The 18,221-nt window shown below is 45.2% G+C and carries 16 protein-coding genes; 8 read left to right on the top strand and 8 right to left on the bottom strand.

The window, feature by feature from the left end; translation table 11 throughout:
* The first annotated feature begins 563 nt into the window (after positions 1-563).
* Both K5609_RS04750 and K5609_RS04745 read left to right on the top strand, forming a co-directional pair.
* Positions 564-1,241 carry a PEP-CTERM sorting domain-containing protein gene (locus K5609_RS04750; protein ID WP_221076183.1) on the top strand — a complete coding sequence of 226 codons (678 nt, stop codon included), beginning with the start codon at positions 564-566 and terminating at the stop codon, positions 1,239-1,241.
* A 254-nt stretch (positions 1,242-1,495) separates the two neighbouring features.
* Entirely contained in the window at positions 1,496-1,846 is a 351-nt protein-coding gene (locus K5609_RS04745) for a DUF2750 domain-containing protein (RefSeq protein ID WP_221076182.1), read from the top strand.
* A 175-nt stretch (positions 1,847-2,021) separates the two neighbouring features.
* Here K5609_RS04745 and K5609_RS04740 read toward each other — a convergent pair whose 3' ends face one another.
* On the bottom strand, positions 2,022-2,195 hold the full coding sequence (locus K5609_RS04740; protein ID WP_221076181.1) for a PA3496 family putative envelope integrity protein: 174 nt from the start codon (positions 2,193-2,195) through the stop codon (positions 2,022-2,024).
* A 321-nt stretch (positions 2,196-2,516) separates the two neighbouring features.
* Here K5609_RS04740 and K5609_RS04735 point away from each other — a divergent pair, with 321 nt between their 5' ends.
* On the top strand, positions 2,517-3,695 hold the full coding sequence (locus K5609_RS04735; RefSeq protein ID WP_221076180.1) for an MFS transporter: 1,179 nt from the start codon (positions 2,517-2,519) through the stop codon (positions 3,693-3,695).
* Between the two features lie 2 nt (positions 3,696-3,697).
* On the opposite strand, the gene K5609_RS04730 is transcribed toward K5609_RS04735, so the two are convergent.
* The 5 genes from K5609_RS04730 to K5609_RS04710 form a co-directional block, all read right to left on the bottom strand.
* Positions 3,698-4,387, bottom strand: coding sequence for an SDR family NAD(P)-dependent oxidoreductase (locus K5609_RS04730; protein WP_221076179.1), 690 nt, complete (start codon positions 4,385-4,387; stop codon positions 3,698-3,700).
* Positions 4,388-4,602: 215 nt separating this feature from the next.
* On the bottom strand, positions 4,603-5,652 hold the full coding sequence (locus tag K5609_RS04725) for a 3-oxoacyl-ACP synthase III family protein (RefSeq protein WP_221076178.1): 1,050 nt from the start codon (positions 5,650-5,652) through the stop codon (positions 4,603-4,605).
* Positions 5,643-6,353 carry a hypothetical protein gene (locus K5609_RS04720; protein ID WP_221076177.1) on the bottom strand — a complete coding sequence of 237 codons (711 nt, stop codon included), beginning with the start codon at positions 6,351-6,353 and terminating at the stop codon, positions 5,643-5,645. Before K5609_RS04720 ends, K5609_RS04725 begins: the two co-directional genes overlap by 10 nt.
* On the bottom strand, positions 6,350-8,455 hold the full coding sequence (locus tag K5609_RS04715) for an MMPL family transporter (protein WP_221076176.1): 2,106 nt from the start codon (positions 8,453-8,455) through the stop codon (positions 6,350-6,352). The genes K5609_RS04720 and K5609_RS04715 overlap by 4 nt, the downstream gene beginning before the upstream one ends.
* A gap of 96 nt (positions 8,456-8,551) precedes the next feature.
* Positions 8,552-10,471, bottom strand: coding sequence for an alkaline phosphatase D family protein (locus K5609_RS04710; protein WP_221076175.1), 1,920 nt, complete (start codon positions 10,469-10,471; stop codon positions 8,552-8,554).
* A gap of 124 nt (positions 10,472-10,595) precedes the next feature.
* Between K5609_RS04710 and K5609_RS04705 the strand changes: the two genes are divergently transcribed.
* Entirely contained in the window at positions 10,596-10,880 is a 285-nt protein-coding gene (locus tag K5609_RS04705) for a DUF1330 domain-containing protein (protein WP_221076174.1), read from the top strand.
* A 2-nt stretch (positions 10,881-10,882) separates the two neighbouring features.
* Here the strand turns inward: K5609_RS04705 and K5609_RS04700 are convergent, their stop codons facing one another.
* Positions 10,883-12,415 carry a methyl-accepting chemotaxis protein gene (locus K5609_RS04700; protein WP_221076173.1) on the bottom strand — a complete coding sequence of 511 codons (1,533 nt, stop codon included), beginning with the start codon at positions 12,413-12,415 and terminating at the stop codon, positions 10,883-10,885.
* 516 nt (positions 12,416-12,931) lie between these two features.
* Here K5609_RS04700 and K5609_RS04695 point away from each other — a divergent pair.
* The 3 genes from K5609_RS04695 (at position 12,932) to K5609_RS04685 (ending at position 17,601) form a co-directional block, all read left to right on the top strand.
* On the top strand, positions 12,932-16,258 hold the full coding sequence (locus tag K5609_RS04695; protein WP_221076172.1) for an alpha-amylase family glycosyl hydrolase: 3,327 nt from the start codon (positions 12,932-12,934) through the stop codon (positions 16,256-16,258).
* Between the two features lie 263 nt (positions 16,259-16,521).
* Entirely contained in the window at positions 16,522-17,181 is a 660-nt protein-coding gene (locus K5609_RS04690) for an NAD(P)H-dependent oxidoreductase (RefSeq protein WP_221076171.1), read from the top strand.
* A gap of 141 nt (positions 17,182-17,322) precedes the next feature.
* Positions 17,323-17,601, top strand: a complete 279-nt coding sequence (locus K5609_RS04685; RefSeq protein WP_016400450.1) for a peptidylprolyl isomerase — start codon at positions 17,323-17,325, stop codon at positions 17,599-17,601.
* A 40-nt stretch (positions 17,602-17,641) separates the two neighbouring features.
* Here K5609_RS04685 and K5609_RS04680 read toward each other — a convergent pair whose 3' ends face one another.
* A complete protein-coding gene (locus K5609_RS04680) occupies positions 17,642-17,860 on the bottom strand; it encodes a TIGR02450 family Trp-rich protein (RefSeq protein WP_221076170.1) in 219 nt (72 codons plus the stop codon).
* A 169-nt stretch (positions 17,861-18,029) separates the two neighbouring features.
* On the opposite strand from K5609_RS04680, the gene K5609_RS04675 reads away from it, so the two are divergent.
* The gene (locus tag K5609_RS04675) at positions 18,030-18,203 is read left to right on the top strand and encodes a restriction endonuclease subunit S domain-containing protein (RefSeq protein ID WP_016400452.1); all 174 of its coding nucleotides are present in this window, start codon (positions 18,030-18,032) and stop codon (positions 18,201-18,203) included.
* Positions 18,204-18,221 lie beyond the last annotated feature (18 nt).

Genomic DNA, 18,221 nt, shown 5'->3' with positions numbered 1-18,221 from the left:
GGTAGTTTTTAGCACTTCGCCAATTGTCTTTATCACAAAGGGCGGCTCATCAGCTGCCCTATACCGCTCGGCTAAAAACTTGCCTACCTGATATATTTTATTCTTGTGTATGACTCTAAGCGATTACCGCTGACCAATTTGTTCTTTTTAGTTGTTCAACTAGGCTGGGCAGCCTCGTGACAAAGCACCTTGTAATTACTGTAATTGCTTGGCCATAAGGCTGGCTATTTGCTAGTACTGGTGTAAGCGCTTTTGGCACTGTGGCCAGTGCTTTAATAGCATGAGCGCTTGCCAAAAAACAACCATAAGCCTAAGCCCTAACGACAATTTACTAAGCCAAATGCCTAAGTACTAAATTAAAATGTGTTCATCCGTATTCAAACTTTAATATTTTTGACAGTTTAATTAATTATCTATAGGTGTTTGTTTCTTTTACACTTTTTTACCTTCACCCTTCATAGAAAAACACAAGCCTTTGAATTACATATATATAATATTTTGGTATGAAAAGTGCTTACCTGGCGATTAACTTTTTAATCAATAGCATACAAGGGAATAACTGCATGAAAAAAATACTAATTTCTTCTCTCCTTCTGGGACTTTCGGCATCGGCCAACGCTAGCGTTATCTTTTTTGGGGAAGATCTTAACCCCGGCACGAGTACTGCAAACAGTAGCGCTGCTAAAGATAGCTTTTTTGCATCACTAGTAGGCGCGGGAACAGAAGATTTTGAGTCATTCGCTACAGGTACCAATGGCCCGCTAACCGCGGATTTTGGTGCAGCAGGAACGGCAACCTTATCTGGATCAGGCGATATTGATAATGGAGGCTCCGGTCGCTTCGCAACTTCAGGATCTCAATATTGGGAAACAAGCCAAAACTTCACTATCGAATTCTCACAAGCAATTTCTGCTTTCGGCTTCTATGGCACTGATATCGGTGATTTTGGCGGACAAATCACCCTCGATTTTTTAAGTGGCACATCTACCAGTTATACCGTCGACAATTCAACTAACGCTCCAAATGGCACGCTACTTTACTGGGGTATCATAGATACACTAAACCCTTTCACCAAAATCTCTTTTGGCAATACGAACTCTTCTGACGTTTTTGGATTTGACGATATGACTATCGCTAACCAAGCACAAGTACTGCCTAGTCAGGTATCTGAGCCAACTAGCGTATTAATGTTAGGCCTTGGTTTATTAGGCTTTGCAGCAAGCCGCCGTAAAACCAAATAACAAACTAATTTGCTAAGCCACATTCTAAGTGGCTTAGCTCTTAGATTTGCCATCTATTAGCAGTTTTAATTGCCTACTTCATTTAACACAGCTCTCCACTCATTGCTCACACCAAGATACCTAAGCTTCCCTTCACTAAACCTTCATACTCAAGTCGTTTATTAGCACTTCCTATATGACATCTTTGAGCTATATTGCTTGCGTATAAGTTTAATATGCGCAACTATCGCGAGCTAACAACTACGGAGCAACACATGTCTACTTCAGAAACAAATCTATCAGCCTTTAGTCAAGCAGTAATTGCCGCTGGAGAGCTTTGGGTACTCAGCGCCGATGATGAGTTTGTTGTGGTGGATTCCATCGAGTTTGAAGCTACCGACGTAATGCCGCTATTTTCTAAGCAAGCCAATGCGCAAGCGCTATGTATTGAGGATTGGGCGAGCTATCAGCCAGTAGCCGTTAAACTTGAAGAGTTTTTTGAAGAATGGTTACCAAGCCTAGATGAAGACAAAGTCTTGGTGGCGATAGATTTGGATGAAAACTTAGTGGGTGACGAAATTGAAGCTTTTGCTCTAGCCAAGCAGCTCGCCGCAGACGACGCCTAAGTCGAAACAAAAACGCCACTCAATCAGTGGCGTTTTTTTATTGTGGTCCGTTAACCTTTAGTGGTTAAATTCTTCGAGTAAAAATCATTTTAGCCACTGCAAAAATCGGCGGGAAAGTTCAACCTACCCTAGGCACTTGGATTACCTAGCTTACTTGTCTAGCAGTTATTCACCTTTAAGAAAATGAGCTGAAATCCGTTAAATACGAAGCCAACTGTTTTTGCTCATGATACTCGTCTATTCTGCGCCGAGTACGCGAACTATTTTTGGCTTTTTTAGAGTGTTTAATCTGAGCGGCTTTATCTTCTTCTTCCCACTCATCAATATCATCAAATCTTGAAAATCTCATCGCTGGTAACCTAATTTAACTAAAAATATTACAGGCTATATTGCGCGACAAAAAGTTAGCTAAGCTGAGCTTTTTTCGCCATTTAAATGTGCTAAAAAATCCTACTTTCGTCAATCTATTTCACAGCTAACCAAAATCACCCAATAGAAAAATAACCGTTAATAAACAACAAATTAAATACACAAACCGTTATTTATCCACCTAGAAAAACTTTCTTATCGTTACCACAAAAATTCTTTGTTTCAACGTAAGTGAACTTACTGACATTATCGCGCGGCTTTGGATAAAGCACTGTCTATTATTCGTGTTTGTAGGTACGCCATGTTAAACAATTCTGCACACCAGCCCAGCTCAGGGATCCTTAGCCCATTGTTAGGCTTGGGCTTATTTGCGGTAGCCTCAGGCTACCTAATGAGCCTATTACCACTGGCCTTAACAGCCTTAGCTCTACCACTGTCGTTAAGTGCATGGTTGGCGAGTGCGTATTACACAGGTTTGTTACTTGGCGCCTTACAAGCACAACGCTTAATCGCAGTCATTGGCCATCGGATGGCCTTCATTATTTGTTTAGTAGTATTGCTCGCCACGGTATTGCTAATGTTCATGCTTCCCTATGCGGGCGCGTGGCTAGCTTTGCGCCTAGTGGCTGGCGCAGTAACCGCAGGGATTTTTGTGGTGGTTGAATCATGGCTATTACTCGTGAATGACGACAAACAACGGGCCGCTCGTTTAGGCATTTACATGTTAACTCTGTATGCCGGCAGCGCGCTTGGCCAATTGCTGATTGAGCCTATCGGTATAGTGGGCTCGGTGCCCTTTTTAAGCATCGCGACATTGCTGGCTTTAGCTATTTTGGCACCACTGTTTACTCGCGCAGTCAAACCCCACCAGGTGTTACATAGCGCGGTATCTATCAAAGAGCTTTCAAGCTTGAGTAAACCCGCCTTTATTGGCTGTATTGTCTCGGGCTTGGTGTTGGGACCTATTTATGGACTAATGCCTAGCTATTTGAGTAACTCAAGCCAGTGGAGCAGCAAGGTAGGAGTGTTAATGGCGAGTTTAGTGCTTGGCGGAATGTTGGTTCAGCCCTTAAGTAGCTATTTGTCGGCACGCTTAAACAAAACCTTGCTACAAGCTTTTGCTGCAGCCATTGGCGTACTAGCAGCCTTGTCGATTGCCATGGCTAACTCTTGGTTAGCCATGTGGTTAAGCTTGTTTATATTAGGGGGGGCGGCGTTTTCTATTTACCCAATCGCGATATCTCAAGCTTGTGTAAATGTGCCGGCGGAGAAAATTGTCGCCATCACAGAGCTAATGCTAATTAGCTACAGCATTGGCTCAATTTGTGGCCCTTTGTTGGCAGGCTCAGTTCAAAGCGTAGCGCTTACACTGCCCTTGTATATTGCTTTGGTACTGGCTAGCACTAGCGTGTATATGCTGATAGCGGCCAGCAAAGAAAAAGCGGGCCGCGGCCACCTACCGCCTACGCTGGGAGTTTGAGCTTAACGGTAATCCTGAGCGCAGTAGAGCTGGCCACTACCTGCATCATCCGCTAGTAAAACAGGGACCAAAGCGCCCGGTATTACCGAATCGGGATGATTAGGCGCTTGCTCTCCGCCTAAGTCGGTCTGCAACCAGCCAGGATCCATTAAGTTCATCAATACTCCGCTGCCTGCTAAGCTAGGCAGCATGTCGCGCACATAACGATCTAATGCTGCTTTGGAACAGCTATACGCCATAAGCTGAGGTTGGTCGGCAATGCCAGAGGTAACATTAATAATGCGCCCCTCACCTTGCTGCTTCATTTGCGGCAAAAAGGCATCACACAAGGCTGCTGGTGCAATACAGTTAACTTGAAAACTTAAAGCGTAGTCCTCGGCTGGAACCACTGCATCTTCTCGCCAAGGGGTCATAATTGCCGCATTGTTATATAACACCGACAAAGAATGGCCGCTCAGCTGATTGACTTGAGCCACCAAGCTTGCCACCGCTTGCGGATTGGAGAGCTCAGCCTCGATAGCAACAGCAAAACCTTGTTGGCGGGTAATTTCATCCACCACGTGTTGCGATGCATTCACGCTTCGGCTATGCACAATCACTTTAGCACCTTTAGCTGCTAATGCTTTGGCAATGCGTAATCCCACGCCTCGACTTGCCCCAGTCACTAAGGCCCATTTACCTGCTACTTGCATACTCTGCCCACCCTCAAATGCCGTAAAATCAACTGATTCTCACAATGCTTAATCTTACCCTTAGTAAAGAGCAATCTAGCTGTGAGATTGAGTTAAATTGGCAAAGATAGAAGCACTTCAAAAGTGAGTGAAACATAATGAAAGAGTGTGCCTTTTACTCGAAGAAAAAGGCGACAAGTACTGCGCGAACTCACAGTAAAAATCAGCAATAAACACTAATGCTGATAAATAAAACCGCCGTACAGGTATTTGGTGGCTTCGGCACCGAGTACCAAAACTTGATCGCCGGGCTCCAAGGGGCAGTTTTCCAGTAAACGGGCAAAACTTAACCAAATGGCTGCCGAGCCAAGGTTGCCGAATAGTTTTGCATCATTAACGATCTGCTCTTTGGGATAGTTAAGTGCTTTGCTCAGTAGCTTGTCGATATGACCATTGGCTTGGTGAGGCAAAATATAACGAAAATCACGAAGTTGATAGCCACGTGACAACACCGCTTCTAAGCCCAGCTCAAACAGCTGCGAGCCGGTTTCTTTTACCTGAGTAATATTATGATGGAAACGCGCCATGTTGCCCTCACCAACCGTATCGGCGCCAGCATCTAAGTAAAACCCAGGGGCTTTGTTGTGGCCAATTTGCCCCAAATAAATGTCTTTAATCACCCTGCGTGGCTGAGTTGCTGGACCAACAATCACCCCACCACAACCATCGCCCATTTGCACAAAGTTAACCAACTGCTGCTGATCAACAAAGCCCTTATCTAGATCAAAATATACCGAGCCGGTTTCGCTGCCCACAATAGCCACCGGTGCTTGGTCTGCAGCACACAGCGCGCTAGCTAGCTGCAAGCCATTGGCAAAACCAGTACAGGCTTGGCGAAGTTCTGCATAAGCGCCGTGATACGCCAGCTCATCGGCCAACCACGCAGCATTAGGCGGTACTTGAGTATGCGGCGTACAAGTATGGCTGAGCAAATAGCCAAGTTGATTCGCCTCAACGCCCGATTGATGTAAACATTGTTGCAGTACTTGCTTAGCCATAGCCACACCCGTTGGCGATGCCTGACTACGCGACAGAGCAAAACTACGGCTTAAAAAGCGTTGCTCTACACCCAAGCGCTTAGCAATAATTTTGGCTTTACGTGCCATCCGCCAGCCACATTTCTCAGACATAAAACCTAAGAGCTGCTCATTGCTTACTGGTTGATGCGGCACATACCAGTTAGCGGCCAATAAGTTTAGTGAGTGATTTGCAAACTTTACTGCCATTTAAACTCCAATTTCTTCTCTAGTTGGTCTAAATCGACACCAATTAACTCAAACTGGTTGGCTTGTTGTTTTAGTAGTTTCATTAATGCGCCTAGCACCCATAAGCGCTCTTCAGCCATTTCATGCACGCTAGCACCTAGCTTTTGGGCAAAGTGTTTACTTACATACACATGTTTAGCTTCATCTTTTTTGATTAAACCACACAGCAGAGAAAAGGGATGACGACTACCTATACTGCCGCGCTCAATAAGTTGCATTAGCTGGGTAACACAGGCATCTAAACTGGCGATCCGCACAAACTGTTGTTGCAAACTTAGGCTGCGCCCAAGACCAGTATAAAAGCGCTGTGCGGCACGGCGTACTTGGTGCTGGCCGCTAAGCTCTGGTAGCTGCGAGAACACAAGCTGCAAGGCTTCATCATGCCAAGCTTCATCGGCTTCAACTTCGTTTAAGGCTAACACCGAGTCAGCGGATTGTTGCTGGCCTAATTGCAAAGCTTGCTGTTGGAAAACCAACTGAGCAGATTGCTCTCCGCACAACAAAAGTGGCATTAACAAAGACAGCGCCTCGGTATGTGCTGAAGAAAAATCTAAAGGATAGCCTGCATATTGTTTGCTCCAACTAGCAATAGGGTGCTGCAAGTTTAAGCTCGGTGTCGCTAGTTTGGCGGCAAAACAGTTGCCCATAGCATGTCGTTTCATGGCTGCCCCCCTAACTCTGCTGACAAGCGGCTATTAGCATGAGGCAAACACAAAGGTAGTATCAATAAATCCACCAGCAAGGCTAAAAACAAAGTTAGTGCTGAGAGCAAACCCATTTGCTGAATAGGCAAAAAATCCGATAGATAAGCGAGAGCGAAGCCAATAATCAGCGCCCCAGAGGTGAGCAATAACGCCGGCGTAATGCTAGCCATGCCTTGCTGCAGTTGGGCACTACCACGAATGGGGTCAACTTTAAGCAAAATGTGTAAACTGTCATCCACAATAATGCCAAGCATCATGCCCATCACCACCGCACTGCCTAGGCTTAGATGTTGGCCAAATAGTTGCCATATAGCAAATACCCATAATAGTGGAATGGCGTTAGCCGCTAGCGCGAGAAGCATTAGGTAGCCACTGCGTTTTAACACTAACACCACCACGGCCACCAACAAAAAAGCCAAGCTAAAAGACAGCAGCATCGCTTGACCATTAGCTTGATTAAACTTAGCAAAAATCAGATTGCTGCTATAAGCCGGTGATAATTGGATTTGCTCAGCCGCCGCCCACTGGGCAACGCGTTGCTCAAACTCAATAAGCTGGCGATTGCTTAAAGGCTGTAACCATACCGTGAGTAACTCTGCCTGTTTAGCTAAATCAAGCCCACTTTGCTGGACCGTAGACATACTCATAATTGCTGTTGGGTCTTGCGCAAACCAATCTAACCAATCATGTTTGCTGTTTACTTGGCGAACTTCGGCTTGCTGATTTAGGTAGCCTAGCAATCGGCTTAATGGCTCTGAGCGAGCCAAGGGATCATCGCTTTGTTCGCTGAGCTGATAACGCACACTATGTAAACCTAAAAACTGTTGCTGCAGCTTATCCCTGCTCAAAGAGAAAGCATTATCGGCTTTAAAGTAGTTCAAAGGATCATCATCAAAGCGCAGCTGACTTACCGCCCACCCCGCCACTAAGCTCACAACAAGTCCGGCCAGCAAAATACCGCTTCGATACTTAAGCAAAAGAGAAAAGTTAACTAATTTAGCGGGTTGTTTTGTGTTTATATTTTTTGAACATGTAATGCCTTTTAGCCACCAAGGCAGCAGGGAGCAACAAGCCAAGCCATTAACTAACACTGAAAATGCCACCATTAAACCAAAATCAGCAATCGGTGGTGAAGGACTTAGATTCAATAATAAGAAACCTGCAGCGGTGGTTAACGCACCCCAAAGCAAAGGTGAGAACTTGTGCTCTAAAGCGCCCAATATAGCCTGATAGCTATCATTGCTCACTACTAGCTGTTCTCGCCATGCAAAATATAAATGGCTGCAATAGGCCATGATGAGGCTAATTATTACCAAAGGAATAAAAGCACTAATTGCCGCCAATTTTAAACCTAACCAACCACTTAACCCCAAAGTAAGCAGCAAGCTAAATAAGGCGCAGCTGCCCATAGCAGCTAACCACCGCAGATTGCGAATACCCAAAGTAAATAGCAAGGTAAAACTAATGATCAGCGCTTGAGCAAACCAACTCAAATCATGCTTCAATACTTTAAGATATTGCTGACTTAGCGCTAGTTCTCCAGCATATTGATAAGAGACTCCTTCAGCTGCAAACTCTTGCAGCACAGTATCAAGCTGGGAGAACAGCTCTGGTACTCGCTTGGCTTGCTCGGCAATAGTTGGCGCTACATTTAGGCTAAGCAATATACTTAAACCATCGTCGCTTACTACCTGCTTTGCGAGTGTGGGAGGTAAGGCTGATTGCAGGGCTAAACGGGTGCTAGGGCTAAGAGCTTCAACTCCGTTTAGCAGAAGTAATTGCTGACTCATACTTTGCAGCACAGCTTGTTGATTTGGACTATCCCAGCCTTTAGCGCTAGTGAGCAAAACCTGAAGGTTAGTAGCAGCACCAAATTGCTGCTCAAATTTGTTTAGCGCAATAAGCGCTGGGTCAGTTTTGGAAAAGTAGGCTTGAATACTTGGCTGCAAGTTAAGTTTGGGTAAGCCCAGCAAGGCAATAATTAGCAGCAACAACCAGCCAACTTTTACCCAAACATGTTGCATGCTTAGGATAAACATTGTGGCCTTGGTTTGCTGCATAGTCCGCCTTTTACTAACTAAAAATAATTGCCTGTTTAACTAGACCAAGGAATAGGCAATTTATTTTCAATAAAAATGAATCAGTTACAAAAAGCTTTATTCCCAGCGCGCGTCTTGCTCGGACATTTCAAAGGCTATCGCCTCGCCCTTGGCGGTTAATTGCAGCACAGCATTGGGAGAACCATCGCTATTTAGCTTAAGTAAGCCAATACCGGAGGCATTAAGTAAGCGCTCACCACGTGCAGCGTTTTCCGGTCGATGAGGCACAATCCGCATTCGTCTGCGGCGAGTAAACCAGTTAAGCGGTGAGCGAGGTGAATATAGCCAGCGATTAATCCGATCAAGGGTATCCAGCAAGCTTTCGGGAAATTGGTTTTTTATGCCGCTGCTGGTAATTTGCCAAATATCGGGACCACCTTCTCTGCCGCGTAGCTGAATTTGATAAGCAAAAGAGTAATGCACATCGCCAGATAAAATCACAAAATGCTGAGGCGTTTTGGGGTGGCGAAATAAGTTTAATAACGCGTTAGCCGAGCCAGGATGCGCCATCCAGTTTTCAGCATCTACCAGTAATGGCTTTCCTGCCAAGGTAAATAGCCGTTGAATCACTTCTATCAGCTTCACCCCAAACATCGGTGCGGGTGAAACCAATATCACCGCTTCAAGGCCAATCAATTGCTGCTGTAAATCGGTAAGTGCTTCCCAATCCATTAAGCCCGAAGGGGAATTAAGATTACGCTCCGAGCGCCAACGATGAGTTCGAGTATCCAATACCAATAATTTAGGCTCGGTATCCCAATGGTAATGCCACTGTGGGTAGCTAAGTAGCCTATCAATTAAATCTAAGTGCTGTTGGCCACCCGGAGCCGACAAGCAAGCTTGTAGTTCGCCCAACAACTTCGCTGAAAAGTTATCCGGTGCATTGCCCCAGCCTTGGCATAAAAAGTAAGCAACTAAGGCATTGCCAATAATCCGTTTAGAAAACGGATGGCCATAAGCGCTTTGCTCCCAAGCTGCGGTTAAATTCCAATCGTCGGTTACATCATGGTCATCGAACATCATTGCGCAAGGCAAATGCGCCATTAAGCGCTGCACTTTAGCTAAACCCACAACAAAACCTTCAAGGGTTTCGCGCTGCTTAACAAACTCATCCAATTGCTCCAAGCTTAGAGCTTCGGGTGGGCTCATATCCAATTTAGCCCAAGCGCTAGGTGACCACACCAACAAGTACATGGCGAGCATTTCGGCTAAAGAGATCAAATGATTGTTAGCATGATCAGAGGTGAAAATAGGTTTTTTCACCGCACTAAACAAAGCTTTATTGGCAGCCAGTTCTACTCCCTCTTTGGGCAATAGCTCTTGGCGAGACAAATAGTGTCCTTGCGCATGAAGTGGCTCGCTGGCGGCTAGCTTACTGTCTTGGAAAGGCTCATTCGCCAAGCCTAGCTGAGCAATTAACTGGTGAATAGCCACTAATATAGGAGTGGCAACATCGTCGGCATATACTTGATCGCCACTGAGCATCAGCAAACTTGGCCAGTTATCTAACTCTTGTTCCGCTAACCAAGCATCTGCTCTTACCAAACCATCGCCACTAGCAAAATGTGGTTTACGGCAAGAGCCGTGCAGCATTTGCTTGACCTTATTAGGCACCACAAAACCGGGTAAGCTGCGCGGTGGATACACCAGTTCTGGCGCCCAATCCCGCCAGGTTAAGGGCGCTGATTCACCCGCCTTAATTAGCCCTAAATCGTAACTAACCCAGGTTTCCACAGGTAAGCTTGGCTCCAATTCTAGCTCGATTAAATAGTAATAAAGTCGCTCACCAGCACACATGCATTGGCTAGTTTGCATGATTTGCTGATGGTCAAATAGTAGTGGCGGCTTGCCCTCTGGCTGTAAGCTAAGTTGCAGCTCTATGGCTTGCGATGTGGCAATCCACATGCTCAGCTTAGTGGTGCAGATTTGTCTTAGGATCGGACCGGCTAATACTAGTGCTAAATTTTCTTCATTCATATCAAAAGTATACAAGCGCTTTAGGAAAAGACCATTACGCTTTAAATAGAATAGTTTATTGGTTTCCAAGTGAGCATATTAAGACTAGCTTTAAAGCATTAAGGCAATCAAGTTTTGAGGCAGTATGGCAGCGTTTTTGTTAGGACAAGTTAACATTAAAAACCAAGAGCTTTGGCAGCAATATGTTGAGGGTGTGGGCGAGTCTTTGGCGCCCTATGAGGCCAAGGTATTGTTACGTGGGCAATGGCACAAACAATTGGCAGGTTCTAGCCAGTTTGAGCAAAGTGTGGTAATTGAATTTAGCAGCACTGAGCAACTTGAGCATTGGTATAATTCGCCAACTTATCAATCGCTTGTACCTCTGCGCGATAGAGCCGCAGAGGTAAACATTAGTAGTTACAGCAACTAGATTTAGGCAAACATATCCGATAGTGAGGCTATGTCATTAGACTTCTTGGCCAGCTCACTACTGCTGGTTTTCAGCTCACTCGCATGTTGTTTGGTTTCTTGACTGAGTTGGCTAATTCTAGCTACATTTTCCGAGATATTAGCGCTCACTACCGACTGCTGCTCGGCTGCCACAGAGATGGTGGTAGAAACATCATGCACCTCATTCATCATATTAGAAATATCAGCCACTAATTCTGAACTACGACTTGCGGTAAGCAAACACTGCTCAGCTTGGCCGCTGCTTTGCGTCATTCTGTTTTCCCATGATGCTAAGCTATGCTGCATTTTTTCCACCGACTGTTCAATTAAACCAGTAGCTTGATGAGTTCGATTTGAGAGCGCTCTTACTTCATCGGCAACCACCGAAAAACCTCTGCCCTTCTCTCCTGCTCGCGCCGCTTCAATGGCTGCATTTAAAGCCAGAAGGTTGGTTTGATAAGCAATGCCTTGAATTTCTTCCATTACTTTTGCGATACCATCGGCGTCATCGGTAAGCTCTTTGGCCAAGCTAGCAGCTTGTTGCACATCGTCAGACAAGGTTTTTACCTGGCGACGAGTTTCTGTCATGTTGGCTTGAGTTTGCTCACAGTGCTTTTGAGTTTCGCCTACTTTATCGGTAGCGGTTACCGTGGAATTACTGATCTCTGACGCTGTCATCGACATTTGATGAATGGCCGCAGACAACTGTTCTAGTTCTACGGTTTCAATATCTACTGCCTTACTGGTTGTAATAGAAATAGTAGCGAGTTCTTTGGAGAGGATCTGCAAGCGCTTGGTTGAATCTGCTGTGCGTCCTAGTATGGTTTTAATTCTCGCTTCCAGTAAACCGATATGAAAACGCGCCACATCAAACAGTTCGGTACCCTCGTAGATATAGCGACTAGGGCTATCAAACGACTGCTTAAGCTGATTAAGCTTCCAAGGCGTTCTCACTAGCTCATTAAAATTAAGAAAAAATAAACTGGCGACAAACAGTAACTCTAGCAAGGCATAACGGGTGTCTATATTCATCGAGACCCAAAGTATCCCCATCAGCAAAATAATCGCAGAAGCCCATACTCTTGCTAACCTGCCACTCCATAAGGGTTCGATATGCTTACCATTACTTAGCTTATGGTAAATCATCTCTGCTCGCTGCTTGTGTTCTGGTTTTGGCGATACCCTCACTGATTGATAACCAATATGCAGGCCTTCTTCATAGAGCGGCGTAACGTAAGCATCTACCCAATAGTAGCGACCGTCTTTACAGCGGTTCTTCACCATGCCACGCCAAGCCTCTCCCTCTTTTAACTTCTTCCACAAATCGGCAAAAGCGGCCTTAGGCATATCAGGGTGGCGAACAATATTGTGGTGTTGTCCCAGTAGCTCTTCATGCGAGTATCCCGCCACTTCACAAAAGTCGTCATTCGCATAGGTGATATCACCTTGAAGGTCAGTTGTTGAGACCAACTGAATAGACTTCTCAAAGGTGACTTCTTGATTGATTGTTGCCATAACATTATTACCAAAACTAACTATAGATAACTTAAATAATAGTCGTATTACTCAGTTATACCGCTAAAAAACAGCATTAACTCACCTTTAATTGACAATTGGGTCACCTAATCTTTTTGCAATTCAAATACTTAAACTCCGCCAAGAAAAGGAGTTATTTTCAATTTTGTCGCTTACTAGGGATAGCTCTGTGTCTTAGCCTCCCACTTTCAGCCAATTATAAAAAATGCCGCTGGCACCCCACCTAGTAGTGACTTATCTGGTTTAACCCAAACTTACTAACAATCAGCGGAATATAAATAATTGATTAATATGACAAATAAAATGAAATCCTTTTCAATCACAAAAACAATATATTTATTTGATGAACACCTCAGTTTGCTCACTTTTAAGGCTATTTTTGATTCGACCAGCGTTATGGTCGCGCAATAAATGACCACAAAGAGTCATTTAACATTGGCTAACAGCTTGATATGCCTATGGCTATCACAATAAATACTCGAATAAGGAAATGACATGAACAAGGTAGTACTCCTTGGCTTGTTAACGGCTTCTCTCTCTGCTCAGGCAGAATGGGAGTTCCGTGGCACGCCAAATGGCTGGCAAACCACCGCCATGGATCAGGTATCTAGTACCGAGTTTCAAACCTGCCAAACCTTTGGTAATAACGACCCACGTTTTAAAATTGACCGTTGGGGTGATTGGCAAGAAGCCTACCCTAACCAAGACTACCGCGTATCGGCCGGTAGCTACCAAATCAGCTTTTACAGTGACAGCAAAAATATCGACGTAGTATCGGTAGCAAACTGTGATAGTAACCAAGCGCCAACTGCTGTTATCTCACCAGCAAACGCGCAAACAGTAGATGCTGGCACTAGCATCACCTTCTCGGCTAGCGGCTCTAGCGATAGCGATGGAAGCATTGCTAGTTATTCGTGGAGCACTGGCGAAACCACTGAATCTATCAGTGTTACCTTCACCCAAAGCGAAACCGTTACTTTACAAGTAACCGACAACCAAGGCGCTGTAAGTAATACCGCCAGCGTAGACATTACCGTTGCTGGCGAAGAGCCTGCTGTGTGGTGTTTCCGTGGTACGCCAAATGGCTGGGGCCAAACCCCAATGCCGCTTAACTCAGCAACTGGCTTATATGAGCTAACACAAGCCTTTGCTGGTGAAGAAAGCCCAGCGCGTTTTAAGGTTGCTGCATGTTCTGATAACGGTAGCTGGGGTGAGAACTACCCTAACCAAGATTTCCAAGTGGATGACAATACTAACTACAACATCAGTTTTGATGCTTCAAGCAAAGCCATCGCTGCCGACGTAGTCATTATTGAAACCAAACCTGAGTTAACAGTTAGCCCTGGCAGCAGTGACTTTGGCACCGACACGCTAGCAGTAACCTTAAGCTACAAAGGCGAAAACGTTACAGATAGTAGTTATTCGCTCAGTACTACTGGTGGCACCCAAGGTGTAAGCTTTAACAATGGCGACATCATCAACATTGGTGGTGAGCTGGCTGTAGGCGAATTTGTTGAGTTACAAGTATTTGTAGCCAATGCCCAAGGTTCGGTGATTCAAACCTATACCTACAACAAGATTGCCGTTCCAGAAACTGGCTTTACCGTTTATCTAAACGCGCCAGCAGAATGGACACCATCAATTCACCACTGGGATGCCCTTCCGGCAGGTACTGAAGCAGATTCAGCGTGGCCTGGTGATGCAATGACAGCTCTAGGTGAAAACTGGCATGAGTTTAAGTTTGAGAACAGTGACTCAAGCAAACTTATCTTTAGCAACCAAGGCAATAGCCAAACGGATGATCTATTCCGCGATAAAGATGGCTGTTACACCATTAGCACTCAGAGTTGGACAGATACCTGTGACTTACCAAGCAATGATGCCAAAGTAAGCATTGATCCCGCGCTAAGCACCTTCTGGACTAATGAAGTAAGCATCACCTTAGGTGCTACTGGTGATGACGTTACTGGTGGTTTATACACTACCGACGGTAGCGATCCAGTTAACGGTATTGCTTATAGCAATGGCGAAACTATTTCTGTTGGCAGCAACCTAGCCGTTGGTGAGTCTATGCAGCTATGTTTGTATGCAGAAAACGCAAACAGCAACGCTAACCAGTGTTTCACTATTACCAAAGTTGAGCAGCCAACCGCGTCTGATTTCACTTGGGACAACGCTAACGTTTACTTTGTGATCACCGACCGCTTTAACGACGGAAAACCAAGCAATAACAACTCTTATGGTCGCCCAAGTGTTGATGCTACAGGCAAAAACATTGGTACCTTCCATGGTGGTGATATTGCCGGCTTAACGGCAAAATTGGATGAAGGTTACTTCACCGATCTTGGTATTAACGCCATTTGGTTAACTGCACCATATGAGCAAGCTCATGGCTTTGTTGGTGGCGGCAGCGACGGCGATTTTGCTCACTATGCTTACCACGGTTACTACGTACAAGATTACACCAACCTTGATGCCAACATGGGCACACCTGCAGAGTTTAAAGCCTTTGTAGATAAAGCCCATAGCCAAGGCATTCGTGTTGTTATGGATGTGGTAATGAACCACGCGGGTTACAACACCCTAAAAGACATGGATGAGTTTAACTACGGCTCTGACACTGCTGGTCCAAACTGGACTCCAAGCAATGGTCAAAACTGGTTTGGTTACCATGATTTCATCAACTACGATGGCGATGAAAACCTATGGTTGAACTGGTGGGGTAAAGATTGGATACGTGTTGGTTTACCTGGCTACGATGGTTGTGGCGGTGATGACCTAACCAAGTGTTTAGCCTTCTTGCCAGACTTTAAAACCGAGTCAACCCAACAAGTGGGTATTCCTCCGTTCCTAGCCAATAAATCTACCTTTGGCCAAGGCTACTTAAGTGACTACCAAGCACAAGGTAACAAGCGTGTTCGTGATTGGATCACCGAGTGGTTAGTTCAATACGTGCGTGACTACGGTATCGATGGTTTCCGTGTAGATACAGCCAAACACGTGACTAACGATCACTGGGCTAACCTAATTAGCGAAGCCAAAGGCGCGCTAGGTGAATGGCGTCAAAACAACCCAAGCGCACCAGGTGCCGATTGGAGCGATGAGTTTTGGGCAACCGCTGAAGTATTTGGTCATGGTTTAGGTGAATCTGAGTACCACACTCAAGGCGGCTTTGATTCTGTAATTAACTTTGGTTTTAAAGGCTCTATTGATGGCATGGTAAGCAGCGCCGACACCATGTTAAGCGTGTTTGCTGATTATGCTAACCAAGTGAATAATTCTAGCGATTGGAACTCACTCAGCTACATTTCTAGCCACGATACCGGAGCCGTATTCTACAACGGTGACGACAATCGCCAGAAACGTGCGGGCACAGCCTTATTGCTACTACCTGGTGGCGTACAAGTGTTCTACGGTGATGAGCTTGGCCGTGTAAACGGTGACGGTGGTTCAGATGCCGACCAAGGCAGCCGCTCTAGCATCGACTGGAACAAAGCAGGTAACAGCGTTCACCAACACTGGCAAAAAGTGGGTCAATTCCGTCGTGACAACCCAGCAGTAGGCGCCGGCCAACACATTGCTGTTAGCCAGTCTAACGGCAAAGCTTTTGCACGTACTTGGACTAACCCAGTATCGGGCGAAAGCAACAATGTTGTTGTGGTGGTAGATGGCTCAGGCACAGTATCTGTGAATGTTGCTGGCTACTTCGACAACGGCAGCAGCGTGCGCAACGCTTACACTGGCTCTATTGCCACCGTAAGCAATGGCACTGTTAGCTTTGATGCGGGCAGCGAAGGGCTGATCTTAATCGAAGCAATGTAATCCAATAGCCTTTTATATCCTTTGCCGCTCAAGCAATTGAGCGGCCTTTTTGTTTCTGCGGCTGAATGTAATATGTTCATCAATCAAAACTGGTCTCTTAAAAACACCCATTACGCTTCGTTCAAAAAATCTTAACTGTTTTACCAACTCAACATCATTGTGGACATAAATGACCATAATAATTGGAGAGTTCGCCTCTGTTTCTTAAAAACAGATCCTCGTAAGATGCGCCTATCTAAACAAGCTTTGCGAGGACTTACCCCATGTCTCACCCAATTATTAACGATCTAAATAGCCGCTACACCGCTAAAAAATATGATGCATCAAAGCGTATTTCAGCCGAAGACATGACGGTGATAAAAGAAGCTATTCGTTTATCGGCTTCTTCAATTAACTCGCAGCCTTGGAAATTTATTGTTATTGAAAGCGACGCTGCTAAGCAGCGCTTCCACGATAGTTTTGCCAATATGCATCAGTTTAATCAACCGCATGCAAAAGAAGCGTCTCATATCATTTTGTTTGCTCACAACCCCAATTTCACCAAAGATGATTACCGCAAAGTGGTAGACGTAGAAGTAAGCTCAGGCCACTTACCCGCCGACATGTACGACGCCATGCTTAATGGCGGATTCAGCTTTGCCGAAGCCAATACCGACGAGAGTGGCTTTAACGGTAACTGGACCAAGGCGCAAACCTATATTGCATTAGGCAACACTTTGCACGTATTGGCGCGTTTAGGCATAGCCTCTACCCCAATGGAAGGCGTAGATTCGGCGCTAATTGGCGAGATATTCGAGCAAGAGCTTGATGGCCATGTTTGCCACTTTGCCTTAGCGCTGGGCTACCACCTCGACGGCGAAGACTACAACTACGGCTTACCAAAGGCACGCCTGCCAGAACAAGATGTAATTACCGTTTTATAAAGTTTGGCTGGGGAAGCACAAAGCGTGCTTCCCCAATTTGACAGACACTAAGCTTTACCACTACATTTGCCCTCTCAAGCTAAGCATTCAGCAAGTTAGCAAGGCTTAGCCATTAACAGCGACATATACAGAGGACATCTCATGCCAAGAGCAAGCGCACGCCATATTCTGGTAGATACCGAGCAACAATGTTTAGATCTAAAAGCACAAATTGAAGGCGGAGCCGCATTTACCGATATCGCCAAGCAGCATTCTAACTGCCCATCTGGCGCAAATGGCGGCGAGTTAGGTGAGTTTAATAAAGGCGATATGGTGCCAGAGTTTGATACAGTAGTGTTTAATGAAGCGCTAAATACTGTGCATGGCCCTGTGAAAACTCAGTTTGGTTATCACTTGCTAGAAGTCACTAGCCGTAGCTAATGCATGTTAGTTAGGCGCTGAAGGTTAGTGCCTAACTTTACTACTTCCAACCTTGCTGCCAATGGCGGCGATCTTTTAGCTCTCGCCAATCAATCTCAAAATCTTGCTGATTGTAAACCGCTTGAATCACGCAGCGCTGCACCGCTTGTAAGTCATCAATCTCTAGCTCAGTCACAATAAAGTGTTTTTGCTTATTCACTACCGCTTGTTTAGTCCATTTACTATTCAGTAAGCATTTGGGATTTACTTGATTTTTCATACTCGGGCCCACCATTCCTTACATCTCAGGCACTCATCTAATATTAATGCTTACTAGGCGGGTGATGATTTAGATCATCAAGGGGTGACTTTTCAGTTTTCAAGCACTGCAACTAAAAGCCCATTTGCTGATATACTTAGTCCAACTAAGTTTTATCGTGAGAGCCACCATGTTAGATAATTTAAACATTCCAGAAGGCATCGAAAAAGAGCCTGAACTTCCAGTTCCATCAATGGAAGAGCAAAAGCTTATTGTAGCGGAGCTAAAGCGCCTAGAAGAAGCCGGTGAATTGACTCCAGAAATTCTCGAAGAATTTATGACAGGCAAGCGCAAACCTGAATAAAACACATCTAAGGTAGAG

Source organism: Agarivorans aestuarii (genome assembly GCF_019670125.1).
GTDB lineage: Bacteria > Pseudomonadota > Gammaproteobacteria > Enterobacterales > Celerinatantimonadaceae > Agarivorans > Agarivorans aestuarii.
This window is presented reverse-complemented; position numbering and strand designations above follow the sequence as displayed.

Coding starts and splice junctions, on each gene's coding strand:
- K5609_RS04750 (WP_221076183.1), top strand. CDS start 564: ATGAAAAAAATACTAATTTCTTCTCTCCTTCTGGGACTTTCGGCATCG.
- K5609_RS04745 (WP_221076182.1), top strand. CDS start 1,496: ATGTCTACTTCAGAAACAAATCTATCAGCCTTTAGTCAAGCAGTAATT.
- K5609_RS04740 (WP_221076181.1), bottom strand. CDS start 2,195: ATGAGATTTTCAAGATTTGATGATATTGATGAGTGGGAAGAAGAAGAT.
- K5609_RS04735 (WP_221076180.1), top strand. CDS start 2,517: ATGTTAAACAATTCTGCACACCAGCCCAGCTCAGGGATCCTTAGCCCA.
- K5609_RS04730 (WP_221076179.1), bottom strand. CDS start 4,387: ATGCAAGTAGCAGGTAAATGGGCCTTAGTGACTGGGGCAAGTCGAGGC.
- K5609_RS04725 (WP_221076178.1), bottom strand. CDS start 5,652: ATGGCAGTAAAGTTTGCAAATCACTCACTAAACTTATTGGCCGCTAAC.
- K5609_RS04720 (WP_221076177.1), bottom strand. CDS start 6,353: ATGAAACGACATGCTATGGGCAACTGTTTTGCCGCCAAACTAGCGACA.
- K5609_RS04715 (WP_221076176.1), bottom strand. CDS start 8,455: ATGCAGCAAACCAAGGCCACAATGTTTATCCTAAGCATGCAACATGTT.
- K5609_RS04710 (WP_221076175.1), bottom strand. CDS start 10,471: ATGAATGAAGAAAATTTAGCACTAGTATTAGCCGGTCCGATCCTAAGA.
- K5609_RS04705 (WP_221076174.1), top strand. CDS start 10,596: ATGGCAGCGTTTTTGTTAGGACAAGTTAACATTAAAAACCAAGAGCTT.
- K5609_RS04700 (WP_221076173.1), bottom strand. CDS start 12,415: ATGGCAACAATCAATCAAGAAGTCACCTTTGAGAAGTCTATTCAGTTG.
- K5609_RS04695 (WP_221076172.1), top strand. CDS start 12,932: ATGAACAAGGTAGTACTCCTTGGCTTGTTAACGGCTTCTCTCTCTGCT.
- K5609_RS04690 (WP_221076171.1), top strand. CDS start 16,522: ATGTCTCACCCAATTATTAACGATCTAAATAGCCGCTACACCGCTAAA.
- K5609_RS04685 (WP_016400450.1), top strand. CDS start 17,323: ATGCCAAGAGCAAGCGCACGCCATATTCTGGTAGATACCGAGCAACAA.
- K5609_RS04680 (WP_221076170.1), bottom strand. CDS start 17,860: ATGAAAAATCAAGTAAATCCCAAATGCTTACTGAATAGTAAATGGACT.
- K5609_RS04675 (WP_016400452.1), top strand. CDS start 18,030: ATGTTAGATAATTTAAACATTCCAGAAGGCATCGAAAAAGAGCCTGAA.